Source organism: Mycobacterium sp. shizuoka-1 (genome assembly GCF_002723835.1).
GTDB lineage: Bacteria > Actinomycetota > Actinomycetes > Mycobacteriales > Mycobacteriaceae > Mycobacterium.
The window spans coordinates 56,040-82,118 of record NZ_BEWG01000034.1 but is presented as its reverse complement, the minus strand read 5'-3'; the positions used below and the strand labels follow the sequence as shown (position 1 = coordinate 82,118).

Annotated in this window: 22 protein-coding genes; 17 read left to right on the top strand and 5 right to left on the bottom strand. The window is 68.5% G+C overall.

Translation table 11 applies throughout. The features are described from left to right. Positions 1 to 73: 73 nt before the first annotated feature. On the top strand, positions 74 to 688 hold the full coding sequence (locus tag MSZK_RS12365) for a TetR/AcrR family transcriptional regulator (protein WP_099248142.1): 615 nt from the start codon (positions 74 to 76) through the stop codon (positions 686 to 688). Positions 689 to 699: 11 nt separating this feature from the next. Then, positions 700 to 1,482 carry an enoyl-CoA hydratase/isomerase family protein gene (locus MSZK_RS12360; protein WP_099248140.1) on the top strand — a complete coding sequence of 261 codons (783 nt, stop codon included), beginning with the start codon at positions 700 to 702 and terminating at the stop codon, positions 1,480 to 1,482. On the opposite strand, the gene MSZK_RS12355 is transcribed toward MSZK_RS12360, so the two are convergent. Continuing rightward, the gene (locus tag MSZK_RS12355; RefSeq protein ID WP_099248138.1) at positions 1,475 to 2,059 is read right to left on the bottom strand and encodes a TMEM175 family protein; all 585 of its coding nucleotides are present in this window, start codon (positions 2,057 to 2,059) and stop codon (positions 1,475 to 1,477) included. The two genes, MSZK_RS12360 and MSZK_RS12355, sit on opposite strands and share 8 nt — an antisense overlap. Positions 2,060 to 2,229: 170 nt before the next feature. On the opposite strand from MSZK_RS12355, the gene MSZK_RS12350 reads away from it, so the two are divergent. From MSZK_RS12350 to MSZK_RS12335, 4 genes are all read left to right on the top strand, one after another. Further along, positions 2,230 to 3,102: an alpha/beta fold hydrolase gene (locus tag MSZK_RS12350; RefSeq protein ID WP_099248202.1), complete on the top strand. Its 873-nt coding sequence runs from the start codon at positions 2,230 to 2,232 to the stop codon at positions 3,100 to 3,102. 66 nt (positions 3,103 to 3,168) lie between these two features. Further along, positions 3,169 to 4,503, top strand: coding sequence for a TetR/AcrR family transcriptional regulator (locus MSZK_RS12345; RefSeq protein ID WP_099248136.1), 1,335 nt, complete (start codon positions 3,169 to 3,171; stop codon positions 4,501 to 4,503). Positions 4,504 to 4,586: 83 nt separating this feature from the next. Beyond that, a complete protein-coding gene (locus MSZK_RS12340; protein WP_099248200.1) occupies positions 4,587 to 5,474 on the top strand; it encodes a DUF427 domain-containing protein in 888 nt (295 codons plus the stop codon). After that, positions 5,471 to 6,913, top strand: coding sequence for an NAD(P)/FAD-dependent oxidoreductase (locus tag MSZK_RS12335; protein WP_099248134.1), 1,443 nt, complete (start codon positions 5,471 to 5,473; stop codon positions 6,911 to 6,913). Before MSZK_RS12340 ends, MSZK_RS12335 begins: the two co-directional genes overlap by 4 nt. On the opposite strand, the gene panB is transcribed toward MSZK_RS12335, so the two are convergent. Beyond that, entirely contained in the window at positions 6,910 to 7,752 is an 843-nt protein-coding gene (gene panB, locus MSZK_RS12330) for a 3-methyl-2-oxobutanoate hydroxymethyltransferase (RefSeq protein WP_099248132.1), read from the bottom strand. The genes MSZK_RS12335 and panB overlap by 4 nt on opposite strands. A gap of 172 nt (positions 7,753 to 7,924) precedes the next feature. Here panB and MSZK_RS12325 point away from each other — a divergent pair, with 172 nt between their 5' ends. The 7 genes from MSZK_RS12325 (at position 7,925) to MSZK_RS12295 (ending at position 18,520) form a co-directional block, all read left to right on the top strand. Next, positions 7,925 to 9,322, top strand: a complete 1,398-nt coding sequence (locus tag MSZK_RS12325; protein ID WP_099248198.1) for a wax ester/triacylglycerol synthase family O-acyltransferase — start codon at positions 7,925 to 7,927, stop codon at positions 9,320 to 9,322. 57 nt (positions 9,323 to 9,379) lie between these two features. Continuing rightward, the gene (locus tag MSZK_RS12320) at positions 9,380 to 10,924 is read left to right on the top strand and encodes an alpha/beta hydrolase (RefSeq protein ID WP_099248196.1); all 1,545 of its coding nucleotides are present in this window, start codon (positions 9,380 to 9,382) and stop codon (positions 10,922 to 10,924) included. Positions 10,925 to 11,046: 122 nt separating this feature from the next. Then, complete coding sequence (locus tag MSZK_RS12315; protein ID WP_371411331.1) at positions 11,047 to 12,579, top strand: alpha/beta hydrolase; 1,533 nt, start codon at positions 11,047 to 11,049, stop codon at positions 12,577 to 12,579. A gap of 58 nt (positions 12,580 to 12,637) precedes the next feature. Continuing rightward, positions 12,638 to 13,978: a type I glutamate--ammonia ligase gene (gene glnA, locus MSZK_RS12310; protein ID WP_099248130.1), complete on the top strand. Its 1,341-nt coding sequence runs from the start codon at positions 12,638 to 12,640 to the stop codon at positions 13,976 to 13,978. 25 nt (positions 13,979 to 14,003) lie between these two features. Next, complete coding sequence (locus MSZK_RS12305; protein ID WP_099248128.1) at positions 14,004 to 16,982, top strand: bifunctional [glutamine synthetase] adenylyltransferase/[glutamine synthetase]-adenylyl-L-tyrosine phosphorylase; 2,979 nt, start codon at positions 14,004 to 14,006, stop codon at positions 16,980 to 16,982. Positions 16,983 to 16,997: 15 nt separating this feature from the next. Continuing rightward, the gene (locus MSZK_RS12300; RefSeq protein WP_099248126.1) at positions 16,998 to 17,657 is read left to right on the top strand and encodes a PaaI family thioesterase; all 660 of its coding nucleotides are present in this window, start codon (positions 16,998 to 17,000) and stop codon (positions 17,655 to 17,657) included. Next, the gene (locus MSZK_RS12295) at positions 17,654 to 18,520 is read left to right on the top strand and encodes a TIGR03619 family F420-dependent LLM class oxidoreductase (protein ID WP_099248124.1); all 867 of its coding nucleotides are present in this window, start codon (positions 17,654 to 17,656) and stop codon (positions 18,518 to 18,520) included. The genes MSZK_RS12300 and MSZK_RS12295 overlap by 4 nt, the downstream gene beginning before the upstream one ends. A gap of 9 nt (positions 18,521 to 18,529) precedes the next feature. On the opposite strand, the gene MSZK_RS12290 is transcribed toward MSZK_RS12295, so the two are convergent. After that, entirely contained in the window at positions 18,530 to 18,844 is a 315-nt protein-coding gene (locus tag MSZK_RS12290; protein WP_099248192.1) for a winged helix-turn-helix domain-containing protein, read from the bottom strand. A 125-nt stretch (positions 18,845 to 18,969) separates the two neighbouring features. Between MSZK_RS12290 and MSZK_RS12285 the strand changes: the two genes are divergently transcribed. From MSZK_RS12285 to MSZK_RS12270, 4 genes are read left to right on the top strand one after another with little or no spacing between them, the layout of a single operon-like run. After that, the gene (locus MSZK_RS12285) at positions 18,970 to 20,499 is read left to right on the top strand and encodes a proton-conducting transporter membrane subunit (protein WP_142389914.1); all 1,530 of its coding nucleotides are present in this window, start codon (positions 18,970 to 18,972) and stop codon (positions 20,497 to 20,499) included. After that, positions 20,496 to 23,048 carry a DUF2309 domain-containing protein gene (locus MSZK_RS12280; protein WP_099248120.1) on the top strand — a complete coding sequence of 851 codons (2,553 nt, stop codon included), beginning with the start codon at positions 20,496 to 20,498 and terminating at the stop codon, positions 23,046 to 23,048. The genes MSZK_RS12285 and MSZK_RS12280 overlap by 4 nt, the downstream gene beginning before the upstream one ends. Beyond that, a complete protein-coding gene (locus MSZK_RS12275) occupies positions 23,045 to 23,368 on the top strand; it encodes a P-II family nitrogen regulator (protein ID WP_099248118.1) in 324 nt (107 codons plus the stop codon). The genes MSZK_RS12280 and MSZK_RS12275 overlap by 4 nt, the downstream gene beginning before the upstream one ends. A gap of 24 nt (positions 23,369 to 23,392) precedes the next feature. Beyond that, a complete protein-coding gene (locus tag MSZK_RS12270) occupies positions 23,393 to 24,004 on the top strand; it encodes a carbonic anhydrase (protein WP_099248116.1) in 612 nt (203 codons plus the stop codon). A 13-nt stretch (positions 24,005 to 24,017) separates the two neighbouring features. On the opposite strand, the gene MSZK_RS12265 is transcribed toward MSZK_RS12270, so the two are convergent. Then, complete coding sequence (locus tag MSZK_RS12265; protein WP_099248114.1) at positions 24,018 to 24,428, bottom strand: DoxX family protein; 411 nt, start codon at positions 24,426 to 24,428, stop codon at positions 24,018 to 24,020. 110 nt (positions 24,429 to 24,538) lie between these two features. After that, on the bottom strand, positions 24,539 to 25,975 hold the full coding sequence (gene glnA, locus MSZK_RS12260) for a type I glutamate--ammonia ligase (protein WP_099248112.1): 1,437 nt from the start codon (positions 25,973 to 25,975) through the stop codon (positions 24,539 to 24,541). Positions 25,976 to 26,079: the final 104 nt, after the last annotated feature.

The following is a 26,079-nucleotide window of genomic DNA, read 5'->3' as shown; positions in this document are numbered from 1 at the left end:
TGTAACGTCTGGGTTGACTGTATTTCTATCAAATGACAGGTAATCCCGCAGCGCGTGAATGCGACAATGACCTATGCGCAGCGGGGGCCACGAGGGGCGAGGCCGACCCCGGCTCGAACAATCCCGCCGACCCGGTAACACCGCCCGCGAGGAGATCCTCGACGCCGCGGCCGAACTGTTCACCACGATCGGCTACGCCGGCACCTCGACGCGACGGATCGCCGACGCGGTGGGCATGCGCCAGGCGTCGCTGTATCACCACTTCGCCACCAAGGACGACATCCTCGATGCGTTGCTGGCCGGCACGGTCGATGAGGCCCTCCGGCTGGCCGGCGAGCTGGTGGATGGACCCGGCCCGGCCGGGGAACGGCTGCACGCTCTGGTGGTCGCGGACTGCTCGCAGCTGTGCGGCAGCCGCTGGAACCTCGGCGCGCTCTACCTGCTGCCGGAGCTGCGCGTCGAGCGCTTCGCCCAGTTCCGTGCCAGCCGCGAGGAACTGCGCAGGCGCTACCGCGAGCTCGCGGCCCAGGTGATCGCGGAGTGCGACGGCTTCGCCGACGCCGACGACCTACCCTTCCGCCTGGTGGAATCGGTGATCAACCGCCGCTCCGACAACGAGGAGTGCACTGCGGAGACGCCAACAGTAATAGCCGATGCCGCCCTCCGGATCCTGGGCTGGCATTGCTAACGTTCGCACCCGTGAGCGACTACCAGACCCTGTCCTTCGAGCAGACCGGCCCGATCGCGCGGATCGTGCTGGACCGGCCCGACGCGGCCAACGGCATGAACGACGTCATGACCCATGAACTCGCGCAGGTCGCCGCGCGCTGCGACGTTCCGGAGATCAAGGCCGTGGTCCTCACCGGGGCCGGCCGGTTCTTCTGCGCCGGGGGAGACCTCAAGGCGATGGCGGCATCCCCGTTGGGTCCGGGCCGATTCGTCAAGGGCATCGCCGACGATCTGCACCGGGCGATCTCCACTCTGGCCCGGATGGACGCCGTGCTGATCACCGCGGTCAACGGGGTGGCCGCCGGCGCCGGATTCAGCCTGGCCGTCGCGGGGGATCTGGTGCTGGCCGCCGACACCGCGTCGTTCACGATGGCCTATACCAAGGCCGGACTGAGCCCCGACGGCAGCTCGTCCTACTACCTGCCGCGGATCATCGGCGTGCGCCGGACCCAGGAGCTGATGCTGACCAACCGGACGTTGAAGGCCGCCGAGGCGGCCGACTGGGGACTCGTCACCGAGGTGGTGCCCACCGCCGATCTGGCGACCCGGGCCCAGGCGCTGGCCGAGCAGATCGCTTCGGGGGCAAAGGGTTCCGGCAGTGCGGTCAAGAAGCTGATGCTCGCCACCTTCGGCAGCGGCCTGGAAGAGCAGATGGAAACCGAAGGCCGGCTGATCGCGGCGTGCGCGGACAGTGCCGACGGCCGTGAGGGCATCGACGCGTTTCTGACCAAGCGCGCACCGACGTTCAGCTAGCTTTCACGCCGGGAATGTCCGGACGTAGATAGCCGACGAGGCACAAGCAGATCAAAAGCGTTGCCGCCAAAGGCCATTTCAGGGCCACCACTGCTGCGACCGCGAAAACGACAATGGTGATGAACGAACGCATGCGCATCATTCTCTGTACCCGCGCGGTGAGGTCCTGGTGCGAGACCCGATCGACAGCCTCCCAGCACAGCGCCAGGTAGGTCACGTTCACCATCACAAAGACCGCCGCGTACAACGCCACGGGCGCGGGCGCCAACTCGCTTTGGGCGATCCACTGGGTGGTGAACGGGATCAGCGACACCGCGAACAGGTGGGCGAAATTCCACCACATCAGCCGCGGAGTGGCCTGTTGCGCGTAGCCGAAGAGGTGATGATGGTTCACCCACACGATCGCGATGAAGAAATAGCTGATCGCATAGCTCAGTCCGGTGGGCCACAGGGGAAGCAACGCCTCGAACGACACCGATTCGGGGGCCTTGAGTTCGAGAACCAAGACCGTGATGAGTACCGCGAACACGCCGTCGGAGAACAGGCTGACGCGATCGGGTGTGGTCTGCTGTCGCACCGTGATCTCCCGTGCCGCTGACTGGGTTGCTCAACCCAAAAATATGGCACGCCCCGGCCGTGGTCAACACGACTGGGGCTGGTGCGCCGCGGCGCGGTTGGGCATACTGGGCTACACAACCCAAATTGTCGGGATGAGTGAGCCGACTGATCATCGAGGAAGGTGTCAGCATGCCGCGCGTTCACCACCGCTACCTCACCGTCGACGGCCATCGCCTCTTCTATCGCGAAGCCGGCGATCTCGACTCGCCGACAATCGTTCTGCTGCATGGCTTCCCGACCAGCTCGTTCATGTTCCGGCAGCTGATCCCGCAGCTGGCGGACCGCTACCGGGTGATCGCCCCGGACATGCTGGGGTTCGGGCTGTCCGATGCACCCCCGGTCGACGAGTTCGACTACACCTTCGACGCGCTGGCGGCGTTGACCGCCGGCCTTCTGCGCGGCATCGGGGTTGACCGGTACGCGATCTATGTCCAGGACTACGGGGCCCCCGTCGGCTGGCGTCTCGCGCTGGCCGACCCCTCGGCGATCACCGCCGTCGTCAGCCAGAACGGAAATGCCTATGACGCAGGCTTTGTCGACGAGTTCTGGACGACGGTATGGGCCTACCGCGACCGGCCAGGACCCGATACCGAGGCACCATTACGAGGATTCCTCAGCCTGGATGCCACCCGCTGGCAGTACCTGACCGGGGTGGCCGACGAGACGCTCGTCGACCCGGAAGCCTGGCACCACGATTACGCACTGTTGTCGCGGCCGGGCAATGCCGAGATCCAGCTCGCCCTGTTCGGCGACTACGCGACCAATCCGCCGATGTATCCGATGGTGCACGAGTACTTTCGCGCGAGCCGGGTACCGGTGCTGGCCGTGTGGGGTCGTGGGGATGAGATCTTCGGGCCCGCGGGCGCGAGGGCCTTCGCCGCGGATTCGCCCGACGCCGAGATTCATCTGCTCGACGGCGGCCACTTCCTGCTCGAGTCGGCGGTCGACGACGTCGCCGCCCTGATGACCGACTTCCTGGCCCGGCGACTGGCACCCGTGTGACGACCCGACCCGACACCACCGCGCGATGAGCCCGTGAACAGGCAAAACTGCCGGTAATCTAGGCCGATGTCTCCGCCCGCGGCCCAGGATGCGCGGCGCCTGACCCCCAGGGGCAAGGTGACCCGGGACCGGATCGTGGCGGCCGCGGCCGACGTGATCCTGGACGCGGGCCTCTCCGCGCTCAACAACGAGACGTTGCGTCGGGCGGCGTCGATCAGCGGTTCGCAGCTTGCCCACTATTTCCCCGACAAGCGCGCGCTGATCGCCGCGGTGCTGACCCATCAGATCGAGGTGGTGCTGGACTTCCACCGTCAGCCCAGGCTCGGTGGCCTGGAATCGCTCGACGACTTCGAGACCTGGATCGACCTGAATCTGCGCTACCTGCGTCGCATCGGCTACGCGGGCACGCCGACCTACCACGCACTGGCTGCGCAGCTGGCCAAGTCCGACCCGGAGACCCGCGCCACCCTGGCTCAAGGCTATTGGTCGTGGATCTCCCTGTTCGAGAAGGCGATCCAGCAGATGAAGGACCGCCGGATCCTGACCGCGAAGGCCGATCCGCACGAGCTGGCGATGGTTCTGGTGGCCACCCACCAGGGCAGCGGTGCCATCGCCTTCACCTATCGCCAGGAATGGCCACTCGCCGACGGGTTGCGGTTCGCGGTGAACCATCTGCGGGGATTCGCCACGGATCCGGCGCAGCGGGTGCCACGGCCGCCGCGTCGCGTGCGGCGGCAGACCGGCGCCGGCGACAGTGTCGACCACCCGGCCGTCGCCCGTGCTCGGTTCACCCGCAAGGGTTGGGAAACCCGGGCCCGCATCATCGACACCACGGCCGCGCTGATGTTCCAGCGTGGCGCGACCGGAACCAGCGTCGAGGAGGTGCGGGCATCGGCGGGGGTCAGTGGCTCGCAGATGTCGCACTACTTCCGGGACAAGCGCGACCTCACCCGAGAGGTCATCGCCGTGCGCCGCGAGCAGGTCCGGGGTTTTCACACCGCCGAGCGGTTCGGCCGGTTCGACAGCATCGCCTCGCTGCAGTGCTGGGCGCAGGCCTGTGTCGCCGAAATCGACACCGTGTATCGGCTGGGCGGCTGTGTATACGGGTCGCTGGCCGGCGAACTGATCGACTCCGACGAACAGATCCGCGCCGACCTGGTCGCCGGATACGACGAGTGGCTTTCCCTGTTCGTCGACGGTCTGACCGCGATGCGCGATCGCGGCGATCTGATCGCCGAGGCTTCGCCGCGGCATCTGGCCGCCGCCCTCGTGATCGCCCATCAGGGCGGGGCCATGCTGACCCATATCACCGGTGATCCAGCGGTTTTTCGTACCACTGTCGCTGCCGCTGTGGACAACGTGCGGGCTTACACCCGGCGGGCGGCCACCCGCGCACGGTGATCGCTCTGGACTTTTATGGGTTACCTAGCCCATAATAATGGGACGAAAAGCCCAATTAATTATCGCCCCGGAAGGTGTACACCATGGGGTTGGCTTGGCAACAAGGTCCCTTGTCGGCTTCGGCGATCGGCCACTTCCTGACCGCCGAACCGCTTCCACCCCGGCTGCTGTTCGCCGAGCCGTTACGGCGGCGGATGCGGGTACGGTTCGGCGATCGGTGGATCGCCGACAGCGAAGACGTGCTGCTGCTGCACGAACCGGGCCGCTATCCGGTGGCCTATTTTCCCGGTGCTGACATCGAGCCGGACGCGCTCACCGTGGAGCCACAGCGCACCGTGCACCGAGATCTCGGCGAGACGACCTGGTTCGCGGTGTCCACGGGCGGCCACAGCGCGCACCGGGGTGCATGGTGCCACAGCGCGCTGCCCCCGCACGCCGCGGCCCTGAAAGGTCGGATCGCGTTCGCCTGGCGGGCGATGGATGCCTTCTATGAAGAGGACGATCGGATCGTCGGGCACGCCGCCGATCCCTATCACCGCATCGACATCCGATCGACATCGCGCCGTCTCGTCGTTCGCGACGGCGAGCGCGTCATCGCCGACACCCACCGGCCGGTCGTCCTCTACGAATCGGGCTTCGCCCCGCGCTGGTATGTCGACCGCACCGACGTCGACGACTCCGCCCTCACGCCGGTGGACGGTCAAACATTCTGCCCCTACAAGGGTTTGGCGAGTTACTACACCATCGGAGAGCGCGGGCGGGCTGCATGGTCCTACCTCGACGCCTGGCCCGAGGTCGCCGCCGTGCGCAACCTCGTCTCGTTCGAGCCGGACAAGATCGACGTCGAGCTCGACGGCGCACGGCTGCGGCTGGAGCCGGGACAGACAGTGATTCCACACGGCATCGACCGCGGACTCGACCCCGACGAGCTGCTGCCCGCCGCCCACAACCGAAAGGCGCACGCCCCATGACCGAGACCGCCTACGACGTGATCGTGATCGGCGCCGGACCGGTCGGCCAGACCGCAGTAAACCGTTGCCGCGCAGCGAACCTGAGCGTTGCAATCGTCGAACGGGAACTCGTCGGCGGTGAGTGCTCGTATTGGGCGTGCGTACCGAGTAAGGCACTGCTGCGCCCGGTGCTGGCACTCGCCGACGCCATGCGCGTCGAGGGCGCCCGCGAGGCGGTCACCGGCGCCATCGACCCCGCCGGGGTCTTCGGCCGGCGAAACCGCTATGTCAGCGACTGGGACGACAGCGGCCAGACGGCCGCGGTGACGGCCATGGGCGCCGACGTGATCCGCGGGCACGGCCGCCTCGACGGCGCCCGGCGGGTGCGGGTCACCACACCCGACGGCGGCGAGATCGCACTGCAAGCGCGGCATGCGGTGGTGATCAGCATCGGCAGCGGCGCCGCGATCCCCGACGTCCCGGGGGCCCAGGACGTGCGGGCCTGGACCAACCGGCAGGCCACCGACTCCAGCGCAGTGCCCCGCCGGCTGGCGATTGTCGGTGGGGGCGGGGTCGCAGTCGAAATGGCAACCGCCTGGCAAGGATTGGGCAGCGCGGTGACGCTGCTGGCCCGCGCCGGGCTGCTCGGGCAGATGGAGCCGTTCGTCGGCGACGCCGTCGAGAACGGATTACGCGACTCGGGGGTGGACGTGCGCCGAGGCGTCAGCGTCAGCCGGCTGCGTCGCGCGGATGCCTCTGGGCCGGTCACCCTCGAGTTGGACGACGGCACCGTCGTCGAGGCCGACGAAGTGATGTTCGCGACCGGGCGCAAGCCGTTGACCACCGACATCGGCCTGGACACGGTCGGTTTGGCGCCGGGAAGCTGGTTGGACACCGACGACAGTCTGACGGTCAACGGAGTCGACGGCGACTGGTTGTATGCAGTCGGCGACGCGAATCACCGTGCGCTGCTCACCCATCAGGGCAAGTATCAGGCCCGGATCGCCGGCGAGGTGATCGCCGCGCGGGCCCAGTCGGCTTCGGTCGAACGCGGTCAATGGAGCCGGTTCACCGCGACTGCCGACGGACTCGCCGTCCCGCAGGTCTTCTTCACCGATCCCGAAGTCGGCTCCGTGGGATTGACGGAGCGACAGGCCCGGGCCGCTGGCCATCCGGTCACCGTGGTCGACGTCGAGATCGGCGACGTGGTCATGGGGGCCAAGCTCTACGCGGACGGCTACCGAGGCCGGGCCCGGATGGTCGTCGACGACGCGCGCGGCATTCCGCTCGGCATCACGATGGTCGGCCCCGGTGTCGGGGAGATGCTGCACTCGGCCACCATCGCCGTCGCAGGCCAGGTACCCGTCGACCGGTTGTGGCATGCGGTGCCGTGCTTCCCGACGGTGAGCGAGCTCTGGCTGCGGCTGTTGGAGGCCTACCGCGACCGCGCGATCGCCTAGAAGCTGTGCTCCTGCGCCGGGAACGTGCCGGTCGCCACCTCGTCGGCGTATTGCCTTGCCGCGCGGCGCAATTCGCCGCCGACATCGCCGAACCGTTTGACGAACTTGGCGGTCTTGCCGCTGGTGAGACCGGCCATGTCCTGCCAGACCAGCACCTGGGCGTCACAGTTGGGTCCGGCGCCGATGCCGATGGTCGGGATCGTGAGCTTGCCGGTGATCTGGGTGGCCAACTCGGCGGGCACCATCTCCATCACCACCGCGATCGCACCGGCCTCCTGGACCGCGATCGCGTCGTGGATGGTCTGCTCGGCCGCATCGCCGCGGCCCTGGACGCGGAACCCGCCCAGGCCGTTGACACTTTGCGGGGTGAACCCGATGTGCGCCACCACGGGGATGCCGGCCGCGCTCAGCGTGGCGATCTGGTCGGCGACCCGCTCGCCGCCCTCGAGTTTGACCGCGTGCGCGCCGGTCTCCTTCATGAACCGAGTCGCCGTTCGGAGGGCTTGCGCGGGGCTTTCTTCATAGCTGCCGAACGGCAGGTCGGCGACCACCAGCGCATGCTCGGCCCCGCGAACCACCCCGCGGACCAGCGGGATGAGCTCGTCGACCGAGATCGGCACCGTGGTGTCGTAGCCATAGACGACATTGGCGGCGGAATCGCCGACCAGCAGCACCGGAATGCCGGCCTCGTCGAACACCTTGGCGGTCGAGTAGTCGTAGACCGTGAGCATGGCCCACTTGTGGCCTTCGGATTTCCACTTCAGCAGGTGGTGACTGCGAACCTTGCTCCGCGAAGCGGCGGGCATGTCGGCGCCACCATAGACAGTCTGCTCAGACATCTTTGTCCCTTGGTAATCGTCTGCGTCGATCCTCGTGGCCCATCCGGGTCCCCGGGTTCGTCTGACGTCCTCAAGTGTGCCACCCGTGGTCGCACAGGTGAACGGACAGTGAAGTGGACTTTCTCACACCTGTCACCAGCCGCCGACATACCATCGCGGCATGGTGCAACACCTGCAGCGACTCAGCGGCCTCGACGCCAGCTTCCTCTATCTCGAAACCCCCTCCCAGCCACTGCATGTGTGCTCGATCCTGGAGCTCGACGCCTCCACGATCCCCGGCGGCTACACCTTCGACCGGTTGCGCGACGAACTGGCCTTGCGGGTCAAGGCGATCCCCAGCTTCCGCGAACGCCTGGCCAACAGCTTCCTCAACCTCGACCATCCGGTCTGGGTGGAAGACGAGCACTTCGACATCGACCGTCACCTGCACCGCATCGGGCTGCCCGCGCCGGGCGGACGGGTCGAGCTGGGGGAGATCTGCGGTCACCTGGCCTCGCTGCCGCTGGATCGCCGGCACCCGCTGTGGGAGACGTGGGTGATCGAGGGTGTCGGCGGCACCGACGCCCGCGGTGGTGGCCGGCTGGCGGTGTTGACCAAGGTGCACCACGCCGCCGTCGACGGGGTGACCGGCGCGAACCTGATGTCGCAGTTGTGCAGTACCGAACCCGACGCGCCGCCGCCGGATCCCGTCGCGGGTGACGCCGTGGACACCAACCAGCTGCGCATCGCGCTGGGCGGCCTGGGCAATTTCGTCACCCGCCCCCTGCACCTGGCCACCAAGGTGATCCCGTCGACGGTGAGCACCGTCGTCGACACGGTCGCGCGCGCGGTGGGCGGCCGGGCGATGGCGGCCCCGTTCGCGGCGCCGCAGACCAAGTTCAACGCCAGCGTCACCGCCCACCGCAACGTCGCCTTCGCCGAGCTCGACCTCGAGGACATCAAGACGGTGAAGAACCACTTCGGCGTCAAGGTCAACGACGTCGTCATGGCGCTGGTTGCCGGTGTGCTGCGGCAGTACCTGCTCGACCGGGGCGAGCTGCCCGAGGCGTCGCTGGTCGCCATGGTTCCGGTCTCGGTGCACGACCGCTCCGATCGGCCCGGCCGCAACCAGGTGTCCGGCATGTTCTCCAAACTGGAGACCCAGATCGAGGACCCGGCAGAGCGGTTGTTGGCGATCGCCGCGGCCAACAACACCGCCAAGGAGCACAGTTCGGCGATCGGGGCGACCCTGCTGCAGGACTGGAGCCAGTTCGCCGGTCCCGCGATCTTCGGCGTCGCCATGCGGGTCTACGCCCGCAGCCGGCTGACCGAGGCCCGGCCGGTGCACAACCTGGTGATCTCCAATGTGCCTGGCCCCCAGATCCCGCTGTACTTCCTGGGCGCCGAGGTGCGGGCGATGTACCCACTCGGGCCGATCTTCCACGGCTCGGGACTCAACATCACCGTGATGTCGCTCAACGGCAAACTCGACGTCGGGCTGATCTCCTGCCCCGAGCTCCTGCCGGACCTGTGGGATCTGGCCGACGACTTCGCCGTCGGGATGAAAGAACTGCTCGACGCCACCAAATGAGCCCCGCGGCGGGTCGGTGCGGGAAGCACCCCCGCTGAGCATGGCAGCATGTTTGCCATGAGGTTCTCTGTCCGACCACGCGCTGTTCGCACCGCCCTGGTGCTCCCCGCGGTGGCCACGCTCGTCGCGAGCGCCGGCTGCAGCACCACCGTGGAGGGAATGGCCGTGCTGTCGGGCCCGCAGGTCGGGCAGCCGGTGGTGTGGGGTCCGTGCCGGGTCGCCGGCGGCGGAGGCGGCAACGCGTTGCCGATCCCGGCCGGTGCACAGTGCGGCAAGATCGCCGTCCCGGTCGACTACTCGAAACCCGACGGCGACACCGCCGTGCTCGCGCTGATCCGATTCCCGGCGACCGGCCAGAAGATCGGCTCGCTGATCATCAACCCGGGCGGTCCCGGGGAGTCCGGCATCGAAGCCGCCACCAGCATCGTCGAGAACCTGCCCACCTCGGTGCGGCAGCGCTTCGACATGGTGGGCTTCGACCCGCGCGGGGTGGCGTCATCCACGCCCGCGCTGTGGTGCAACTCCGACGCCGACAACGACCGCATCCGCGCCGATCCGCAGGTCGACTACAGCCCCAAGGGCATCGAGCACATCGAAGGCGAAACCAAGGCGTTCGTCCAGCGGTGCGTGGACAAGATGGGCAAGGAATTCCTGGCCAACGTCGGCACTGCCAGCGTCGCCAAGGATCTGGACGCGTTGCGGGCCGCCGTCGGCGACGACAAGTTGACCTACCTCGGCTACTCGTACGGCACCCGGATCGGGTCGGCCTACGCCGAGGAATTCCCGGACAAGGTGCGGGCGATGATCCTCGACGGCGCCGTCGATCCCAACGCCGATCCGATCCAGGCCGACATCGACCAGGCGGCCGCCTTCCAGCAGGCGTTCAACGACTACGCCGCAGACTGTGCGAAGGATCCCACCTGCCCGCTGGGCACCGACCCGGCCAAGGCCGTCGACGTCTACCGCGATCTGGTCGACCCGCTGGTCGACAAGCCGATGCGCACCGCCGACCCGCGCGGGCTGGGCTACAGCGACGCGATCATCGGCACCATCATGGCGCTGTACTCGCCCAACCTGTGGCGCCACCTCACCCAGGGCCTGACCGAGATGACCAACGGCCGCGGGGACACCATGCTGGCGCTCGCCGACATGTACATGCGCCGGGACGCGCAGGGGCACTACACCAACGCCACCGACGCGCGGATCGCGGTCAACTGTGTGGACCAGCCGCCGATCACCGACCGCCAGAAGGTGATCGAGGAAGACAAGAAGATGCGCGAAGTCGCACCCTTCATGAGCTACGGCGAGTTCACCGGGCACGCCCCGCTGAGCACGTGCGCGTTCTGGCCGGTTCCGGCGACGAGCACCCCGCACACGGTCTCCGCGGCCGGGCTGCCGCCGGTGCTGGTGGTGTCGACGACCAACGACCCGGCGACGCCGTACCAGGCCGGCGTGGACCTGGCCAAGCAGCTCGGCGGAGCGCTGCTGACGTTCAACGGAACCCAGCACACCGTCGTGTTCCAGGGCAACACCTGTGTGGACAACTACGCCGCCGCCTACCTCGTCGATCTCAAGCTGCCCCCGCCCGGCGCCACCTGCTGACGCCAATCCCCGCCCGCGACAACGCTTTTACGCTGGCGTCAAGAATTGATACCGGCTCATGGCGGATCTGAGATCGGAGTGTGACCGCCTCGCTGCCACAGCGGGGGCGCAGTCATGCGACGATGATCGGCATGGGACGCGCGAGTCGAATCGGCTCGGCGCTCTTCAGCTGCACCGTGCTGGCGGTCGGTGTCACGGCCCCGCCGGCCGCTGCCACACCGAGCCCCGGCGCCGGTCAGACGTCGGCGCCGCAGGTTACGTGGGGGAGTTGTCAGCACTACCTCGGCGATGACGCGCGTGAGCTGCCCGGTGCGCAGTGCACGACCGTCCCGGTACCGATCAGCGCCGCGGATCCCGCTGGGCCGCAAGCACAGTTGGCCGTGATCAAGATCCCGGCCACCGGCCAGCGGATCGGCTCCCTGTTCGTCAACCCGGGCGGTCCCGGTGCGTCGGCGGTCGACTCCGCCGCGGGCATGGGTTACGCGCTGGCCGGCAGCCCGGTCGCCGAACACTTCGACATCGTCGGCTTCGATCCGCGCGGGGTCGGCTACTCGACCCCGTCGGTGCGCTGCCGCACCGACGCCGAGTTCGACGCGTGGCGGCGCAACCCGATGGTCGACTACAGTCCGGCCGGGGTGGCCGCGATCGAGCAGATCAACCGCGACTACGCCAAGGAATGCGCGGACAAGATGGGTACCGCGTTCCTGGCTGAGATCGGAACCGATTCGGCCGCAAAGGATATGGACGTCGTGCGGCAGGTCCTCGGCGACGACCAGATCAACTACCTCGGCTTCAGCTACGGCACCGAGCTGGGGACGGCCTACCTGGAGAAGTTCCCTGAGCGGGTTCGCACGATGGTGCTCGACGGGGCGATCGACCCCGCCCAGGACACGGTGGACTCGATCATCCAGCAGATGGCCGGCTTCCAGGTGGTGTTCAACGACTACGCCGCCGACTGCGCGAAATCGGCCGGCTGCCCGCTGGGTACGGACCCGGCGCGCTGGGTCGACCGGTACCACCAGCTGGTCGATCGGCTGGTGGCCAAGCCCGGCCAGACGTCCGATCCACGCGGGCTGAGCTATCAGGACGCGCTCACCGGCACGTTCAACGCCCTCTACACACCGCAGTACTGGAAGTTCCTCACCAGCGGCCTGCTGGGCTTGCAGCGCAACACCGATGCCGGCGACCTGCTGATGCTGGCCGACGAGTACGACGGCCGCAATCCCTACGGGCACTACAACAACGGGCAGGACGCGTTCAACGCGATCCGCTGCGTCGACGGCCCGACCCCCACCGATCCGGCGGTGTGGGCCGACATCGACCGGCGCACCCGTGAGCTGGCCCCGTTCCAGGCCTACGGACAGTTCACCGGGTTCGCCCCGCGCGACATCTGTGCCTTCTGGCCGGTGCCGCCGACGTCGGCACCGCACCCGGCGGCCCCGGCCCCACCCGGCAGCGTCGTCGTGGTGTCCACGACGCACGACCCGGCCACCCCGTACGAGGCCGGGGTCAACCTCGCCCGCCAACTCGGCGCGCCGTTGATCACCTACGACGGCACCCAGCACACGGCGGTGTTCAACGGCGACGAGTGCGTCGACTCGGCCATCGTGAAGTACCTCGTGGACCAGACGGTGCCGAACAACCTGACGTGCTGACGGCCAGCCGCAGCAGCGTCGTAACACGGAATTAACACCCGCTGCATACGCTCGCGTCATGGACCGCCAGAAGGAATTCGTGCTGCGCACGCTGGAGGAACGGGATATCCGTTTCGTCCGGTTGTGGTTCACCGATGTGCTCGGCTTCCTGAAGTCGGTCGCGATCGCTCCCGCCGAGTTGGAGGGGGCCTTCGAGGAGGGGATCGGCTTCGACGGATCCTCGATCGAGGGCTTTGCGCGGGTCTTCGAATCCGACACCGTCGCGCGGCCGGATCCGTCCACCTTCCAGGTGCTGCCGTGGACCACCAGCTCGGGCCAGCACCACTCGGCCCGGATGTTCTGCGACATCACCATGCCCGACGGCTCGCCGTCGTGGGCGGACAGCCGGCACGTGCTGCGCCGCCAGCTCGCCAAGGCCAGCGATCTCGGGTTCTCCTGCTACGTGCACCCCGAGATCGAGTTCTTCCTGCTCGAGCCCGGGCCCTACGACGGCAGCGTGCCCGTCCCGGCTGACAACGGCGGCTACTTCGACCAGGCCGTGCACGACTCGGCGCCCAACTTCCGCAGGCACGCGATCGACGCGCTGGAGCAGATGGGCATCTCGGTGGAGTTCAGCCACCACGAGGGTGCGCCCGGCCAGCAGGAGATCGACCTGCGTTACGCCGACGCCCTGTCGATGGCCGACAACGTGATGACCTTCCGCTACGTGGTCAAGGAAGTCGCGCTCGGCGAAGGGGTGCGAGCGTCGTTCATGCCCAAGCCGTTTGCCCAGTACCCGGGCTCGGCCATGCATACCCACATGAGCCTGTTCGAGGGTGAGAACAACGCCTTCCACAGCCCCGACGACCCGCTGCAGCTCTCCGACGTCGCCAAGTCGTTCATCGCCGGGATCCTCGAGCACGCCAGCGAGATCAGCGCCATCACCAATCAGTGGGTCAACTCCTACAAGCGGCTGGTGCACGGCGGCGAGGCCCCGACGGCGGCGTCCTGGGGAGCGGCCAACCGGTCGGCGCTGGTGCGGGTGCCGATGTACACCCCGCGCAAGGCGTCCTCCCGCCGCGTCGAGGTACGCAGCCCCGACTCGGCCTGCAACCCCTACCTGACGTTCGCGGTGCTGCTGGCCGCCGGGCTGCGCGGCATCGAGAAGAACTACGTGCTGGGCCCGCAGGCCGAGGACAACGTGTGGATGCTGACCCCCGAGGAGCGCCGCGCGATGGGCTACCGGGAGCTGCCGTCCAGCCTCGGCATCGCCCTGCAGGAGATGGAAAGCTCCGAGCTGGTCGCCGAGGCGCTCGGCGAACACGTCTTCGACTACTTCCTGCGCAACAAGCGCGCGGAGTGGGAGGAGTACCGCAGCAACGTCACGCCGTATGAGTTGAAGGCGTATCTCTCGCTCTAGCGGCATCGGGGCGTGCGCTACCGTCGTGCACGTGGCCAAACCAGCGACCCAGCGCCCACGCGTTCCCAGCGTGGGCCGACTCGGTCTGGTCGAGCCCTCCGCCGCGGCCGACCTGGCCCGGCTGGGCTGGGACACCGACGCCCACGTCGAACTGCTGTGGTCGCTGTCGCGGGCGCCTGACGCCGACGTCGCTCTGCAGACGATGATCCGGCTGGCCGACGCGCTGGAGGGCGACTGGCAGCAGCTGAATTCCGCACTGCTCAAGGACCGTGGGCTGCGCGGCCGGCTGTTCGCGGTGATCGGCTCCTCGCTGGCCCTCGGCGATCACCTGGTCGCCAACCCGCAGTCGTGGCACCTGCTCGAGGGCGCGGTGACCCTGCCCGACGCGGCCGCGCTGCGCCGCACGTTCGACGACTGCATCGCCGAAGTCGGCACCGCCCCAGCCGCCATCATGCCTGCGCTGCGGACCTGCTACCGCGATCAGCTGTTGATCCTGGCCGGCCTGGACCTGGCGCCGACCGTCGAGAACGAACCGGTGCCGGCGTTCTCCACGATCGGCGCACACCTGTCGGACATCGCCGACGCGGCGCTGGATGCCGCGCTGAAGGTGGCGGTGGCCACGGTGTGCAAAGACGGTGCGCCCGCACCGCGGCTGGCCGTCATCGCCATGGGCAAATGCGGTGCGCGGGAACTGAACTACGTCAGCGACGTCGACGTCATCTTCGTCGGGGAGGACGCCGACCCGGTGACCACCCGGGTGGCCGGGGAGATGATGCGGCTGGCGTCGGACACCTTCTTCGAAGTGGACGCCGCCCTGCGCCCCGAGGGCAAGCAGGGCGCGCTGGTGCGCACCCTCGATTCCCACATCGCCTACTACCAGCGGTGGGCCAAGACCTGGGAGTTCCAGGCACTGCTGAAGGCCAGGCCGGCGGTCGGCGACGCCGAGCTGGGCCGGCAGTACATGGCCGCCCTGATGCCGATGGTGTGGACCGCCTGCGAACGCGAGGATTTCGTGTCCGAGGTGCAGGCCATGCGCCGCCGGGTGGAGGCCCTGGTGCCCGCCGACGTGCGGGACCGCGAGATCAAACTCGGCACCGGCGGCCTGCGCGACGTCGAATTCGCAGTCCAGCTCCTGCAATTGGTGCACGGCCGCACCGACAGCTCACTGCACGTGGCTTCGACCGTCGACGCGCTGGCGGCGCTCGGTGCCGGTGGTTACGTCGGGCGCGACGACGCCGCCAACCTGACCGCGTCCTACGAATTCCTGCGACTGCTCGAACATCGGCTGCAGTTGCAGCGGCTCAAGCGGACCCACATGCTGCCCCCGGCCGAGGACGAAGAGGGGCTGCGCTGGCTGGCCCGCGCCGCGCACATGCGTCCCGACGGCACCCACGATGCGCTCGGTGTGCTGCGCGAGGAGATCAAACGCCAGAACCTTCGGGTATCGCGGTTGCACGCCAAGCTCTTCTACCAACCGCTGCTGGAATCGGTCGGCCCGTCGGTCGAAGGCCTCGCGGCGGGGTTGTCACCGGCGGCCGCCGAGCGACAGCTGGCCGCGCTGGGCTACGAGGGCCCGCAGAGCGCCCTGACCCACCTGTCTTCTCTGGTCAACCAGAGCGGGCGTCGCGGCCGGGTGCAGTCGGTGTTGCTGCCCCGCCTGCTGGACTGGTTGTCGGATGCCCCGGACCCGGACAGCGGGCTGCTGGCCTACCGGCGGATCAGCGAGGCACTGTCCGAACATCGTTGGTATCTGAGCACTTTGCGCGACGAGAGCGCAGTGGCCAAGCGGTTGATGCGAGTGCTCGGCACCTCGGCCTACGTGCCCGAGCTGCTGATGCGCGCTCCGGAGGTGATCGCGCAGTACGCCGACGGACCGTCCGGTCCCAAGCTGCTCGACGTCGAGCCCGAGGGGGTCGCCCGGGCGCTGATCGCCTCCACTGCGCGACATCCCGACCCGATCCGGGCGATCGCCGCCGCGCGCACCCTGCGGCGACGGGAACTGGCCCGGGTGGCGTCGGCCGACCTGCTGGGAATGCTGGAGGTCCGCGACGTGTGCGGGGCGCTGACCTCGGTGTGGGTGGCGGTGCTGCAGTCGGCGCTGGATGCGGTGATCCGGGCCAACACCCCGCCCGACGGCGCCGTGCCGGCCAAGCTCGCCGTGATCGGCATGGGCCGGCTCGGGGGTGGGGAACTGGGCTACGGTTCGGACGCCGACGTGATGTTCGTCTGCGAGGCCGCGCCCGGAGTCGAGGAGTCGCGCGCCGTGAAATGGTCGGTGACGGTGGCGGAGCAGGTGCGTACCCTGCTCGGAACACCCAGCGCCGACCCGCCTTTGGAGGTCGACGCCAATCTGCGGCCGGAGGGACGTCAGGGGCCGCTGGTCCGCACCTTGGCCTCCTACGAGGCGTACTACGCGCAGTGGGCGCAGCCCTGGGAGATCCAGGCCCTGTTGCGGGCGCATCGGGTGGCCGGCGACATGGATCTCGGGCACCGCTTCCTGCTGATGGTGGACAAGACCCGCTACCCGGCCGGCGGCGTATCGGCCGAAGCGGTACAGGAGATCCGCCGGATCAAAGCCCGCGTGGACGCCGAGCGGTTGCCCCGCGGCGCCGACCCGAACACCCATACCAAGCTCGGCCGTGGGGGACTGGCCGACGTCGAATGGACCGTCCAGCTGCTCCAGTTGCGCCATGCCCACCACGTTCCCGCGCTGCACAACACCTCGACGTTGGAGACGCTGGACGCGATCGGGGCCGCCGAGTTGCTGGCCGAAGAGGACGTGGAGCTGCTACGCGCTGCCTGGCTCACCGCGACCAGAGCCCGCAACGCACTGGTGCTGGTGCGGGGCAAGCCCACCGATCAGCTGCCGGGACCGGGCCGCCAGCTCAACGCGGTGGCGGTCGCCGCGGGCTGGCACAGTGACGACGGCGGCGAGTTCCTGGACAACTATCTGCGGGTGACACGGCGGGCAAAGGCCGTGGTACTGCGGGTATTCGGAGATTAGGGGTCACCACCGGCGATGGATTTCGACTGGGGCGTGATCAGCGCCGACGAACACGACCGGATCAAGGCCCTGCATGAGCCGCTGGCGCAGTCGGTGCGCAGGCTCATCGAGGCCAGCCTGCACAGCGGCGCCGACGAAGAGACGATCCTGGCCGCCCGGCAGACCATCGACGAGGTCACCGCGATGCTGGAGCGGACCCCCACCGACCGGCCGCGGACATTGCGCCACGCCGAGACGGGATTGCCGGTGGTATGGCGCAATCCCGCTGTGGGCCAGCACAATCCGCTGGCGCCGCCGATGACCACCCACCACGAGGACGGCCGGGTCTGGACCGAGTTCACCCTCGGGCCGGTCTACGAGGGGCCACCCGGTCTGGTGCACGGCGGGATCTCCGCGCTGCTGCTCGATCAGCTGCTCGGTGAGGTCGCCACCCATCAACTCAGCAAGCCCAAATTCACCGGAACCATCACCCTGAAGTACTTGCGCGGCACGCCTTTAGGGGCGCTGCGGGGCGAGGCCTGGGTCGAGCGCACCGAGGGCTACAAAACCTACGCGCGCGGATTCATCAGCGACGCACAAGGACCGACCGTCGAAGCAGAAGGAGTTTTCATCATGCCGGCATGGGCCAGGGACATCGGCGAGGAGCGTAGCGAGTCGGAGGCTGTCGCCGGATGAACCTCAAGTTCTATGTCAGCGTCGCGTTCCTGGAGACCCGCGAGATCTTGGAGATCGCCAAGGCGGCCGATGACTTGGGCTATGACGGGCTCGGCATTCCCGACCATGTGGTGAACCTCGAAACCCTGGCCACCCCATACCCGTACACCAAGAACGGCGAGCGGCGCTGGCAGCCGTTCACCGACTGGCCCGACCCGTGGGTGCTGGTCGGCTCGCTGGCGCAGGCGACCGAGCGACTCAAGTTCGTCACGACGGTCTACATCCCGGGCATGCGTGATCCCTATTCGGCAGCCAAATCCATCGGCACCGCCGCCTATCTCGCCGACGGCCGGGTCGAGCTGGGCATCGGCGTCGGCTGGTGCGAAGAAGAGTTCACGTTGATGGGCCAGCAGTTCGCCAAGCGGGGTAAACGCACCGACGAGATGATCGAGCTGATGCGTGCGCTCTGGGCGCCCGGCTGGACGGAGTTCGATGGTGAGTTCTACCAGACTCCGCGGCTGGAGATGATGCCGACGCCGCCGCACATCCCCGTCTACAGCGGGGGGCTGTCGGACATCGCGCTGCGGCGCGCGGCGCGCCTGGACGGCTGGATCGGCGACCTGATCAGCCTGGAGCAGGCGATCGTGCGGGTCGAGAAGCTGCGCGAGCTGCGCGCCGAAAACGGCTTGACGATGGACGGTTACGAGATCCTGACACCGTTGACCGACGCGTTCACCATCCCGCAGTACGAGCAGGCAGCCGCCGCTGGGATCACCGGCATCGTGACGATGCCGTGGATGTTCTACTGCGACATGCACGCTCCGCTCGCCGACAAGATCGACGGGCTGCGCCGGTTCCGCAAGGATCTGGAGCTCGACGCCTAGAAGGGTTCGCTACGCCGTCGGGTGCTCTCCGGAGCCCACGACGGCCTCTTTCGGCTCGTGCAACACCGCCAGGATCTCGCCGATCCGGTGGCCCCGCTCGACGGGGTGGCGCAGCGGCCGATCCGCGCGGATGCGGTAGTAGTTGCGCCGGCCTTCCCGCAGCCGGTCCAGGTAACCGGCCTCGACCAGGTCACTGACGATGCGTTGAGCAGCTCGTTCGGTGACTCCGACGCGCTCGGCGACATCGCGTAGCCGGATGCCCGGGTCGCGCGCGATGCACAGCAGAGTGTGCGCGTGATTGGTCAGGAACGTCCACTCCGCCATACCTGAATCGTAGTTCGGCATTGACAAGACACGAAATGTCACTCGCCCGTCGGCGCGCGAGACACAGGAGACATTTGTTTCCCGAAGCTTGACACACGTATCTCAATACACGTAATTTGTGTCGCATGTTGACCGACTCCACTGCGCTCCTCGTGACAATGCTGGTTGCGCCGGCAGCGTTCGCGCTGGTCGCGGCCTTCTCCGGCCGGCACCACGCCCGTGCGCTGGGCTACGGCGGTGCGCTGGCAGCGGGCCTCGGCCTGCTCTGCGCCGGCATCCTCGCCGTGCAAGCCGGTCGCGGAACACCGACCACGGCCGTCGCCGGTGCTCTCGTGGTGAGCGTCGACCGGCTGGCGGCGGTGCTGCTGATCCTGGTCTTCGGCGTCAGCGCGGTGGTCCAGCTCTTCGGGGTGCGCTACCTGACCGGCGACCGGCGTGCCCCGTGGTTCACCGCCGGAGCCGCCCTGCTGACCGCCGCATCAGCCGGCCTGGTGACCGCCGCGACGCTTCTCAGCCTCGCCGTCAGCTGGACCATCGCCGGTGTCGCGCTCTGCCTCCTGCTGGGCATGTACTGGCACCTGCCCGCCGCGCGCGACGGGGTGCGGCGCACCGCCACGGCATTCCTGATCGGCGACCTCGCGCTGTGGGCCGCGGTGGCGATGGCGACCGCGACCTGGGGGTCGATCGACCTGCGCGCGTTCGGAACCGCCGAACTCCAGGGCCCGCTGGCGCCGGTGATCGCCGCCCTGGTGGTGGTCGCGGCACTGTCCCGGTCGGGGCAGATCCCCTTCCACCGCTGGCTGCCTGCCACACTCGCCGCGCCCACCCCGGTGTCGGCCATGCTGCACGCCGGGGTCATCAACGCCGGCGGCATACTGCTGGTCCGGCTGGCCCCGTTGGCCAGCGGCGAACTGGCCCGCGGCCTGACGATCGCGGCCGGCGCCGCCACGCTCACCTACGGCGCCGTCGTCATGCTGGTGAAACCGGATGTCAAAGGCGCACTGGCCCATTCGACCACCGCACAGATGGGCTTCATGATCCTCACCTGCGGTCTGGGCCTGTGGGCCGCCACCATCTTCCACCTGGTCGCACACGGCTTCTACAAGGCGACGCTGTTCCTGTCCTCGGGATCGGCGATCGCCGAGCGCCGGCGCGCGGCCGCGCGGCCGCCCGCGGCGGCGATGAGCCGGCGACGGCGGGTCGCCACCGCGATCACCGCCGCGGTGATGCCGGCCCTCGCGCTGTACGCGGCGGTGCGGACGATCCCGCTGCCACCCGGCGCCCACACCGCCGAACATGCCCTGCTGCTGTTCGCCTGGGTCACCGGCACGGTCGCCACGTGGGGTTGGCTGGCGCGGCGCCGCAGCATCACCGCAGCCGCCGCCGCGATGGCGGTGCTGCTTCCGGTCGCCGTCGCCTACCTGGGCCTGGTCACCTCCGTCGGCCACTTCCTGGGCCCGGCGCTGCCGGCCGCCGCGCCACCCACCGCGCTGGCCTGGCTGGTCGTGGCGGGCGTGGCCGCGGTGCTGGCACCGCTGGCGGTGCTGCGCCGGTTGCCCGATACCGCGCTGCACCGCGCGGTCTACGCCCGCGCGCTGAGTGCCGGATACGTCACCCCAACCCTGCCCGCTCACCTGACAGGAGCACAGTCATGACCACCACCGAGGCCGTCACGATCGAGAGTCGGCGGGCCCGCCTGCGCGGTGACGTCGCGCTGGCCGCCAGGGTGCTGCCGACCCACTATCCGCTGACCACTTTCATCGCGGTCAACCCCATCGCCGGCCTGGAACCCATGCCGTTCGAGCAGGCGATCCGCCGGGCCGGCGACCTCTACGGTATGCGGGGGACACTGTCGCTGAACGACTTTCGGCAGCTGTATCGCTCGGGGCGGATCGCTGACGCCGACCTCGACGCCGCGATCGTGCACCGGCACCCGAATCTGCGGGACATGCCGGCGCTGCAGCTCGGCAGCCGGGAGGTAAGCGGCGTGGACCTGATCCGAGCCGATCTGATCCACGGCCCGGGACAGTCGCAGCCGGTGCGCCGCTACCTCACTGATTCCGAGCGCCGCGATCCGCGGGTCGCCGCCGAGATCGACGCCCAGGCCGGCAAGTGGTGCGCGGCGTTCTTCGGTCACGGGGCGTGGCCGATGCCGGGGCGCGCCGACGGCTTCTACCCGGCCTGGCGGGCGCTGGCGCCGCAGGATCACACGCTCACCCGCGCGGTGCGGGCCCGGCTGCGCGAGCTGCCCGAGCGGGCCGACGATGCCGTGCTGTCCGCGCTGGCAGCCCTCGGGGTGGCCGAGGACGCCCGGATCTCGTACCTGCAAGCACATCTGACCCGCCTGCCGGGTTGGGCCGCGCACATTCACTGGTGTGGTGCCCGGGGCGCCGGCATCGATGCCCTGGCATATCTGGCCGTCCGGCTGAGCTACGAGAGCGTGCTCCTGAGCGGCGACGGCCACCGCGCCGAACGTGCGCCCGAGTCGACGCCGTCGGCCAGGGAACGCGCCGCGCACCTGGTGCGGTTGTGGGGCGTGGCCGATGTGACCGACAGCGAACTCGCCGCCGCCGCACGGGTGCTCGCCGCGCTACCGGTGGCAGCGCGGAACATGTTGTGGCAAAACGCCTTCGAAGGTCACTACCGCGACGAACTGCTGCTGTCGCTGAAGTCGGCTGACGGGCACGCCGGTCCGACATCCGCGGACACCCAGGTGGTGACCTGCATCGACACCCGCTCCGAGGGGCTGCGCCGCCACCTCGAGGAGCTCGGCGGTTACCGGACGCTGGGCTTCGCCGGGTTCTTCGCGGTCGCGATCCGCTTCACCGATCTGCTGGGTGGTGCCGCCAGCGATCTGTGCCCGGTCCTGATCACGCCGAGCCACGACGTTGCCGAGATCCCCGCGCCGCGGGCCGCCGAACAGGCAGCTCGCCGGGTGTCTGGTGAACTGCGGATGGCGGGCGCCGAATCGGCGTTCCACGCCGCCAAAGAGGCACTGGCAGCGCCGTTCACGCTCGCCGAGGTCGCCGGCTGGGCGGCGGGTCCGCTGGCCGCGGCCAAGACGCTGACTCCGGCGCTGTCCGGTGGGCTCCGCCGCCGGCTGCATCGGCTGGTGGCGCCCGAGGCCGCGACCGCGCTGACCGTCGACGCCATCCCGCTGGCCGATCGGGTGCTGTTCGCACAGGTGGCGCTGACCACCATGGGTCTGGTCACCGGCTTCGGTCGCCTGGTGGTGCTCTGCGGCCACGGCGCCTCGACCGAGAACAACCCGTACCAGGCCGCCCTGGACTGCGGGGCGTGCGGGGGACAGCCCGGCGGCCCGAACGCCAGGACCGCGGCGGCGATCCTGAACCAGCCGCAGGTGCGTGACGAACTGCGCAACGTCGGCATCGACATCCCCGATCGGACGTACTTCCTTGCCGCGCAACACGACACCACCACCGACCGGGTCACCATTGCCGACCGGCACCTGATCCCGCCGGGGCATCGCGCCGACGTCGACCGGTTGGTCGCCGACCTGGCCGTCGCCGGCGCCGCGCTGGCGGCCGAGCGGTGCTCGACCCTGCCCGGTGTGCGGCGCGCCCGCACACCGAGGAAGGCGGCCCGCCGCGTCGCCGCCCGGTCGACCGACTGGGCCCAGGTCTATCCCGAATGGGGGCTGGCCGGAAACGCCGCCTTCATCGTGGGTCCCCGCGACATCTCCGCCGCGGTGAACCTGCACGGCCGCGCGTTCCTGCACTCCTACGACGCCGACGTCGACGCCGACGGGGCAGCCCTGGAGACCATCCTGACCGCGCCGCTGGTGGTCGCCCAGTGGATCAACTGCCAGTACTACTTCTCGTCGGTCGCACCTGAGGTGTTCGGGGCAGGCACCAAGGCGCTGCACAATGTGGTCGGCTCCGCCGGCGTGATCGCCGGGCACCACGGCGATCTCCGCCTGGGGCTGCCCTGGCAGTCGATCGCCGACGGCGAGCAGTTGCGCCACGAGCCGCTGCGACTGCTCGCGGTGATCCAGGCGCCGCTGCACCGCATCGACATGATCATCGACCGCAATCCCATCCTGCAGCGCCTGTTCGGCAACGAGTGGGTGAGTGTCGCTGCCCGCCAGCATGATTCGGCGGGTTGGCAGCGTTGGGTGCGCGGCGGATGGCAGCCGTGGTTCTGTGATCTGGCAATGAATGTGGACAAGGAGACAGTCTCATGACGACATCGACACTGACCAAGATGATCAAGATCGAGGTGGTGGTCGCAGGCAGCGACGCCGCCGCGGTGCGCGAGCTCATTCACAGCGTCGGCGCCACCGGTTTCACCAGCCTCTCCGGCGTCTCCGGGCTCGGGCATCACGGGTACCGACAGGGCCGGCTGCTGTTCAACCAGCAGGCCGCGCTGGAACTCCTGATCACCGTGGTTCCCGAAGACCGGGCGGACGCCCTGCTCGCCGGGCTGCGCCCCCTGCTCGATGCGTCCTCCGGCGTGATGTTCGTGACCGAAACCTACGTCAGCCGCCCCGAGTACTTCAGCTGAACCCATCCACAGAAAGGAAACCCGATGTCCGATCCACTCACCACCTGGCAATGCCTGCGTGAAGGAAACGAGCGGCTCTTCGTCCCCACCCGGGGCGATCGCGGCAAGCCCCTGGTCCACCGACCGGTGGCCGCGGTGTTCCGTTGTGCGGACGCCGCTCTCGGCTCCGAGCTGGTCTTCGGCCAGAGCCGGGACCGCCTGCTCGAGGTCAGCACCTGGGGCCATGTCATCGACGCCGGTGTGCTGGCCACCATGGAGTACGCGGTGCAGACCCTGGAGGTGCCGCTGATCGTGGTGCTGGGCCACGGGGATTGCCCCGCCATGCGGGCCGCGATGCAGGCCTGGGACGACGCGGTGATTCCCGAGGGGGCCACCAGAACAGCTGTCCAGCAGGCGTTGTCGTCGATCGTGCGGCGCGGTGCCGGTGCCGATTCGCTGGCCGGGGTGACCGCGGCGCACCTGGTGGAAACCGGGGTCGCGCTCACCGAACGGTCACCGCGGATATCTCGGCGGATCGACGACGGCAAATGCGGGATCGTCTGCGCGACAGTCGATCCCGAAACCGGGCGGCTGCGCACCCACGCCACCATCGGGCCGGTGGGTCAGATGCCGGACACCTTGCTGGAATGCGTCTGAGGGGCGGGCGTGCTCAGCGGCGCCCGCGCATGGCGTCGAGGGCAAAGCCACCGCCGCCGGTGAACACCAGCAGCAGGAAGCCGAAGCAGTAGAGCACGGTCAGTTCGCCACCGTTGTCGATGGGCCACAGGGCCTTCGGCTGATGGGCGGTGAAGTAGGCGTACGCCATCTCCCCGGAGGCGATGAACGCCGCGATCCGGGTGAACAACCCGGTGAGGATCAGCAGGCCGAGCACCACCTCGATGACGCCGGCATACCAATAGGGCCACGTTCCGACCGGAACGGTGCCGCTGTCCATCGCGGTGGGGAAGCCGAACAGCTTCTGCGTGCCGTGCACGGTGAACAGCAGTCCGAAGACGATCCGGAACACGCTGAGCACGGCGGGTGCGGTGCGGTCGAGGCGAGCGTCGAGTCTCTGCGTCATGGCGCCAACCCTACTGTGCGCGCACCCCGCCACAAACCGATGAGCCCACCCGCTCGGACCGTGGACACGGACCGGACGGGTGGGCTCGATCGACCTACTGCGGCGTCACTTTAGACGTCGTAGTAGAGCGAGAACTCGTACGGGTGAGGCCGGATCTGCACGGGCAGGATCTCGTTCTCACGCTTGTAGGAGATGTAGGTCTCGATCAGGTCGGTGGTGAAAACGCCACCCTCGGTGAGGTATTCGTGATCCTCTTCCAGCCGGTCGATCACCGCGGACAGCGAGGTCGGCGCCTGCGGGATGTTGGCGGCCTCGTCCGGGGGCAGCTCGTAGAGATCCTTGTCGACCGGGGCGAGCGGCTCGATCTTCTTCTTGATGCCGTCGATACCGGCCATCAGCATGGCCGCGAATGCCAGGTACGGGTTGCCCGAGCTGTCCGGGCAACGGAACTCGAGGCGCTTGGCCTTCGGGTTGTTGCCGGTGATCGGGATACGCACGCAGGCAGAGCGGTTGCGCTGGCTGTAGACCAGGTTGATCGGAGCCTCGTAACCCGGCACCAGGCGCTTGTAGGAGTTCACCGTCGCGTTGGTGAACGCCAGCAGCGACGGCGCGTGGTGCAGGATGCCGCCGATGTAGTGCCGCGCCAGATCCGACAGGCCGGCGTAACCGGTCTCGTCGTGGAACAGCGGCTTGCCGTCCTTCCACAGCGACTGGTGGGCGTGCATACCCGAGCCGTTGTCGCCGAACAGCGGCTTGGGCATGAAGGTGACGGTCTTGCCGTTCGCCCAGGCGGTGTTCTTGATGATGTATTTGAACAGCAGCACATCGTCGGCCGCGTGCAGCAGCGTGTTGAACTTGTAGTTGATCTCGGCCTGGCCGGCGGTGCCCACCTCGTGGTGACCGCGCTCCAGCGTGAAGCCCGCGTTCTGCAGGTTGGTGGCCATCTCGTCGCGCAGGTCCACGTAGTGGTCGTAGGGCGCGACCGGGAAGTAGCCACCCTTGGGGCGGACCTTGTAGCCGCGGTTGGCCGAACCGTCGGCCTCGAACGGCTCGCCGGTGTTCCACCAGCCCGACTCGGAGTCGACCTCGTAGAAGGTGCCGTTCATCTTCGAGTCGAACGACACCGAGTCGAAGATGTAGAACTCCGCCTCGGCGCCGAAGTACGCGGTGTCGGCGATGCCGGTGCTGGCCAGGTAGTTCTCGGCCTTACGGGCGACGTTGCGCGGGTCGCGTGAGTAAGCCTCCCGGGTGAACGGGTCGTGCACGAAGAAGTTCAGGTTCAGCGTCTTGGCGGCCCGGAACGGGTCGATGCGCGCGGTCTCGGGATCCGGCAACAGCATCATGTCGGACTCGTGGATGGACTGGAAGCCGCGCACCGACGATCCGTCGAACGCGAGGCCGTCCTCGAAGACACTTTCGTCAAACGCAGAGGCGGGGATGGAAAAATGCTGGACCACGCCAGGCAGATCACAGAACCGAATGTCGACATACTCGACCTTCTCGTCCTTGATCAGCTTGATGATGTCGTCCGCGTTCTTTGCTGCCACTTACAACTCCTTCGGTGCGGCCAGTACGCATGTGTCGGCACAGGGGTTTGTTAACCCGCGAGTGACGCTATGGAGCCGATGTTGCACTCCCGTCAAGCACATGT

Bases quoted from the DNA above. Each gene is read 5' to 3' on its own strand.
- MSZK_RS12335 (WP_099248134.1), top strand. From the start codon at position 5,471: ATGACCGAGACCGCCTACGACGTGATCGTGATCGGCGCCGGACCGGTC.
- MSZK_RS12300 (WP_099248126.1), top strand. From the start codon at position 16,998: ATGGATTTCGACTGGGGCGTGATCAGCGCCGACGAACACGACCGGATC.
- MSZK_RS12270 (WP_099248116.1), top strand. From the start codon at position 23,393: ATGTCCGATCCACTCACCACCTGGCAATGCCTGCGTGAAGGAAACGAG.
- MSZK_RS12285 (WP_142389914.1), top strand. From the start codon at position 18,970: ATGTTGACCGACTCCACTGCGCTCCTCGTGACAATGCTGGTTGCGCCG.
- MSZK_RS12365 (WP_099248142.1), top strand. From the start codon at position 74: ATGCGCAGCGGGGGCCACGAGGGGCGAGGCCGACCCCGGCTCGAACAA.
- MSZK_RS12350 (WP_099248202.1), top strand. From the start codon at position 2,230: ATGCCGCGCGTTCACCACCGCTACCTCACCGTCGACGGCCATCGCCTC.
- MSZK_RS12320 (WP_099248196.1), top strand. From the start codon at position 9,380: ATGAGGTTCTCTGTCCGACCACGCGCTGTTCGCACCGCCCTGGTGCTC.
- MSZK_RS12290 (WP_099248192.1), bottom strand. From the start codon at position 18,844: ATGGCGGAGTGGACGTTCCTGACCAATCACGCGCACACTCTGCTGTGC.
- MSZK_RS12345 (WP_099248136.1), top strand. From the start codon at position 3,169: ATGTCTCCGCCCGCGGCCCAGGATGCGCGGCGCCTGACCCCCAGGGGC.
- MSZK_RS12280 (WP_099248120.1), top strand. From the start codon at position 20,496: ATGACCACCACCGAGGCCGTCACGATCGAGAGTCGGCGGGCCCGCCTG.
- MSZK_RS12340 (WP_099248200.1), top strand. From the start codon at position 4,587: ATGGGGTTGGCTTGGCAACAAGGTCCCTTGTCGGCTTCGGCGATCGGC.
- MSZK_RS12315 (WP_371411331.1), top strand. From the start codon at position 11,047: ATGATCGGCATGGGACGCGCGAGTCGAATCGGCTCGGCGCTCTTCAGC.
- panB (WP_099248132.1), bottom strand. From the start codon at position 7,752: ATGTCTGAGCAGACTGTCTATGGTGGCGCCGACATGCCCGCCGCTTCG.
- MSZK_RS12265 (WP_099248114.1), bottom strand. From the start codon at position 24,428: ATGACGCAGAGACTCGACGCTCGCCTCGACCGCACCGCACCCGCCGTG.
- MSZK_RS12275 (WP_099248118.1), top strand. From the start codon at position 23,045: ATGACGACATCGACACTGACCAAGATGATCAAGATCGAGGTGGTGGTC.
- glnA (WP_099248130.1), top strand. From the start codon at position 12,638: ATGGACCGCCAGAAGGAATTCGTGCTGCGCACGCTGGAGGAACGGGAT.
- MSZK_RS12295 (WP_099248124.1), top strand. From the start codon at position 17,654: ATGAACCTCAAGTTCTATGTCAGCGTCGCGTTCCTGGAGACCCGCGAG.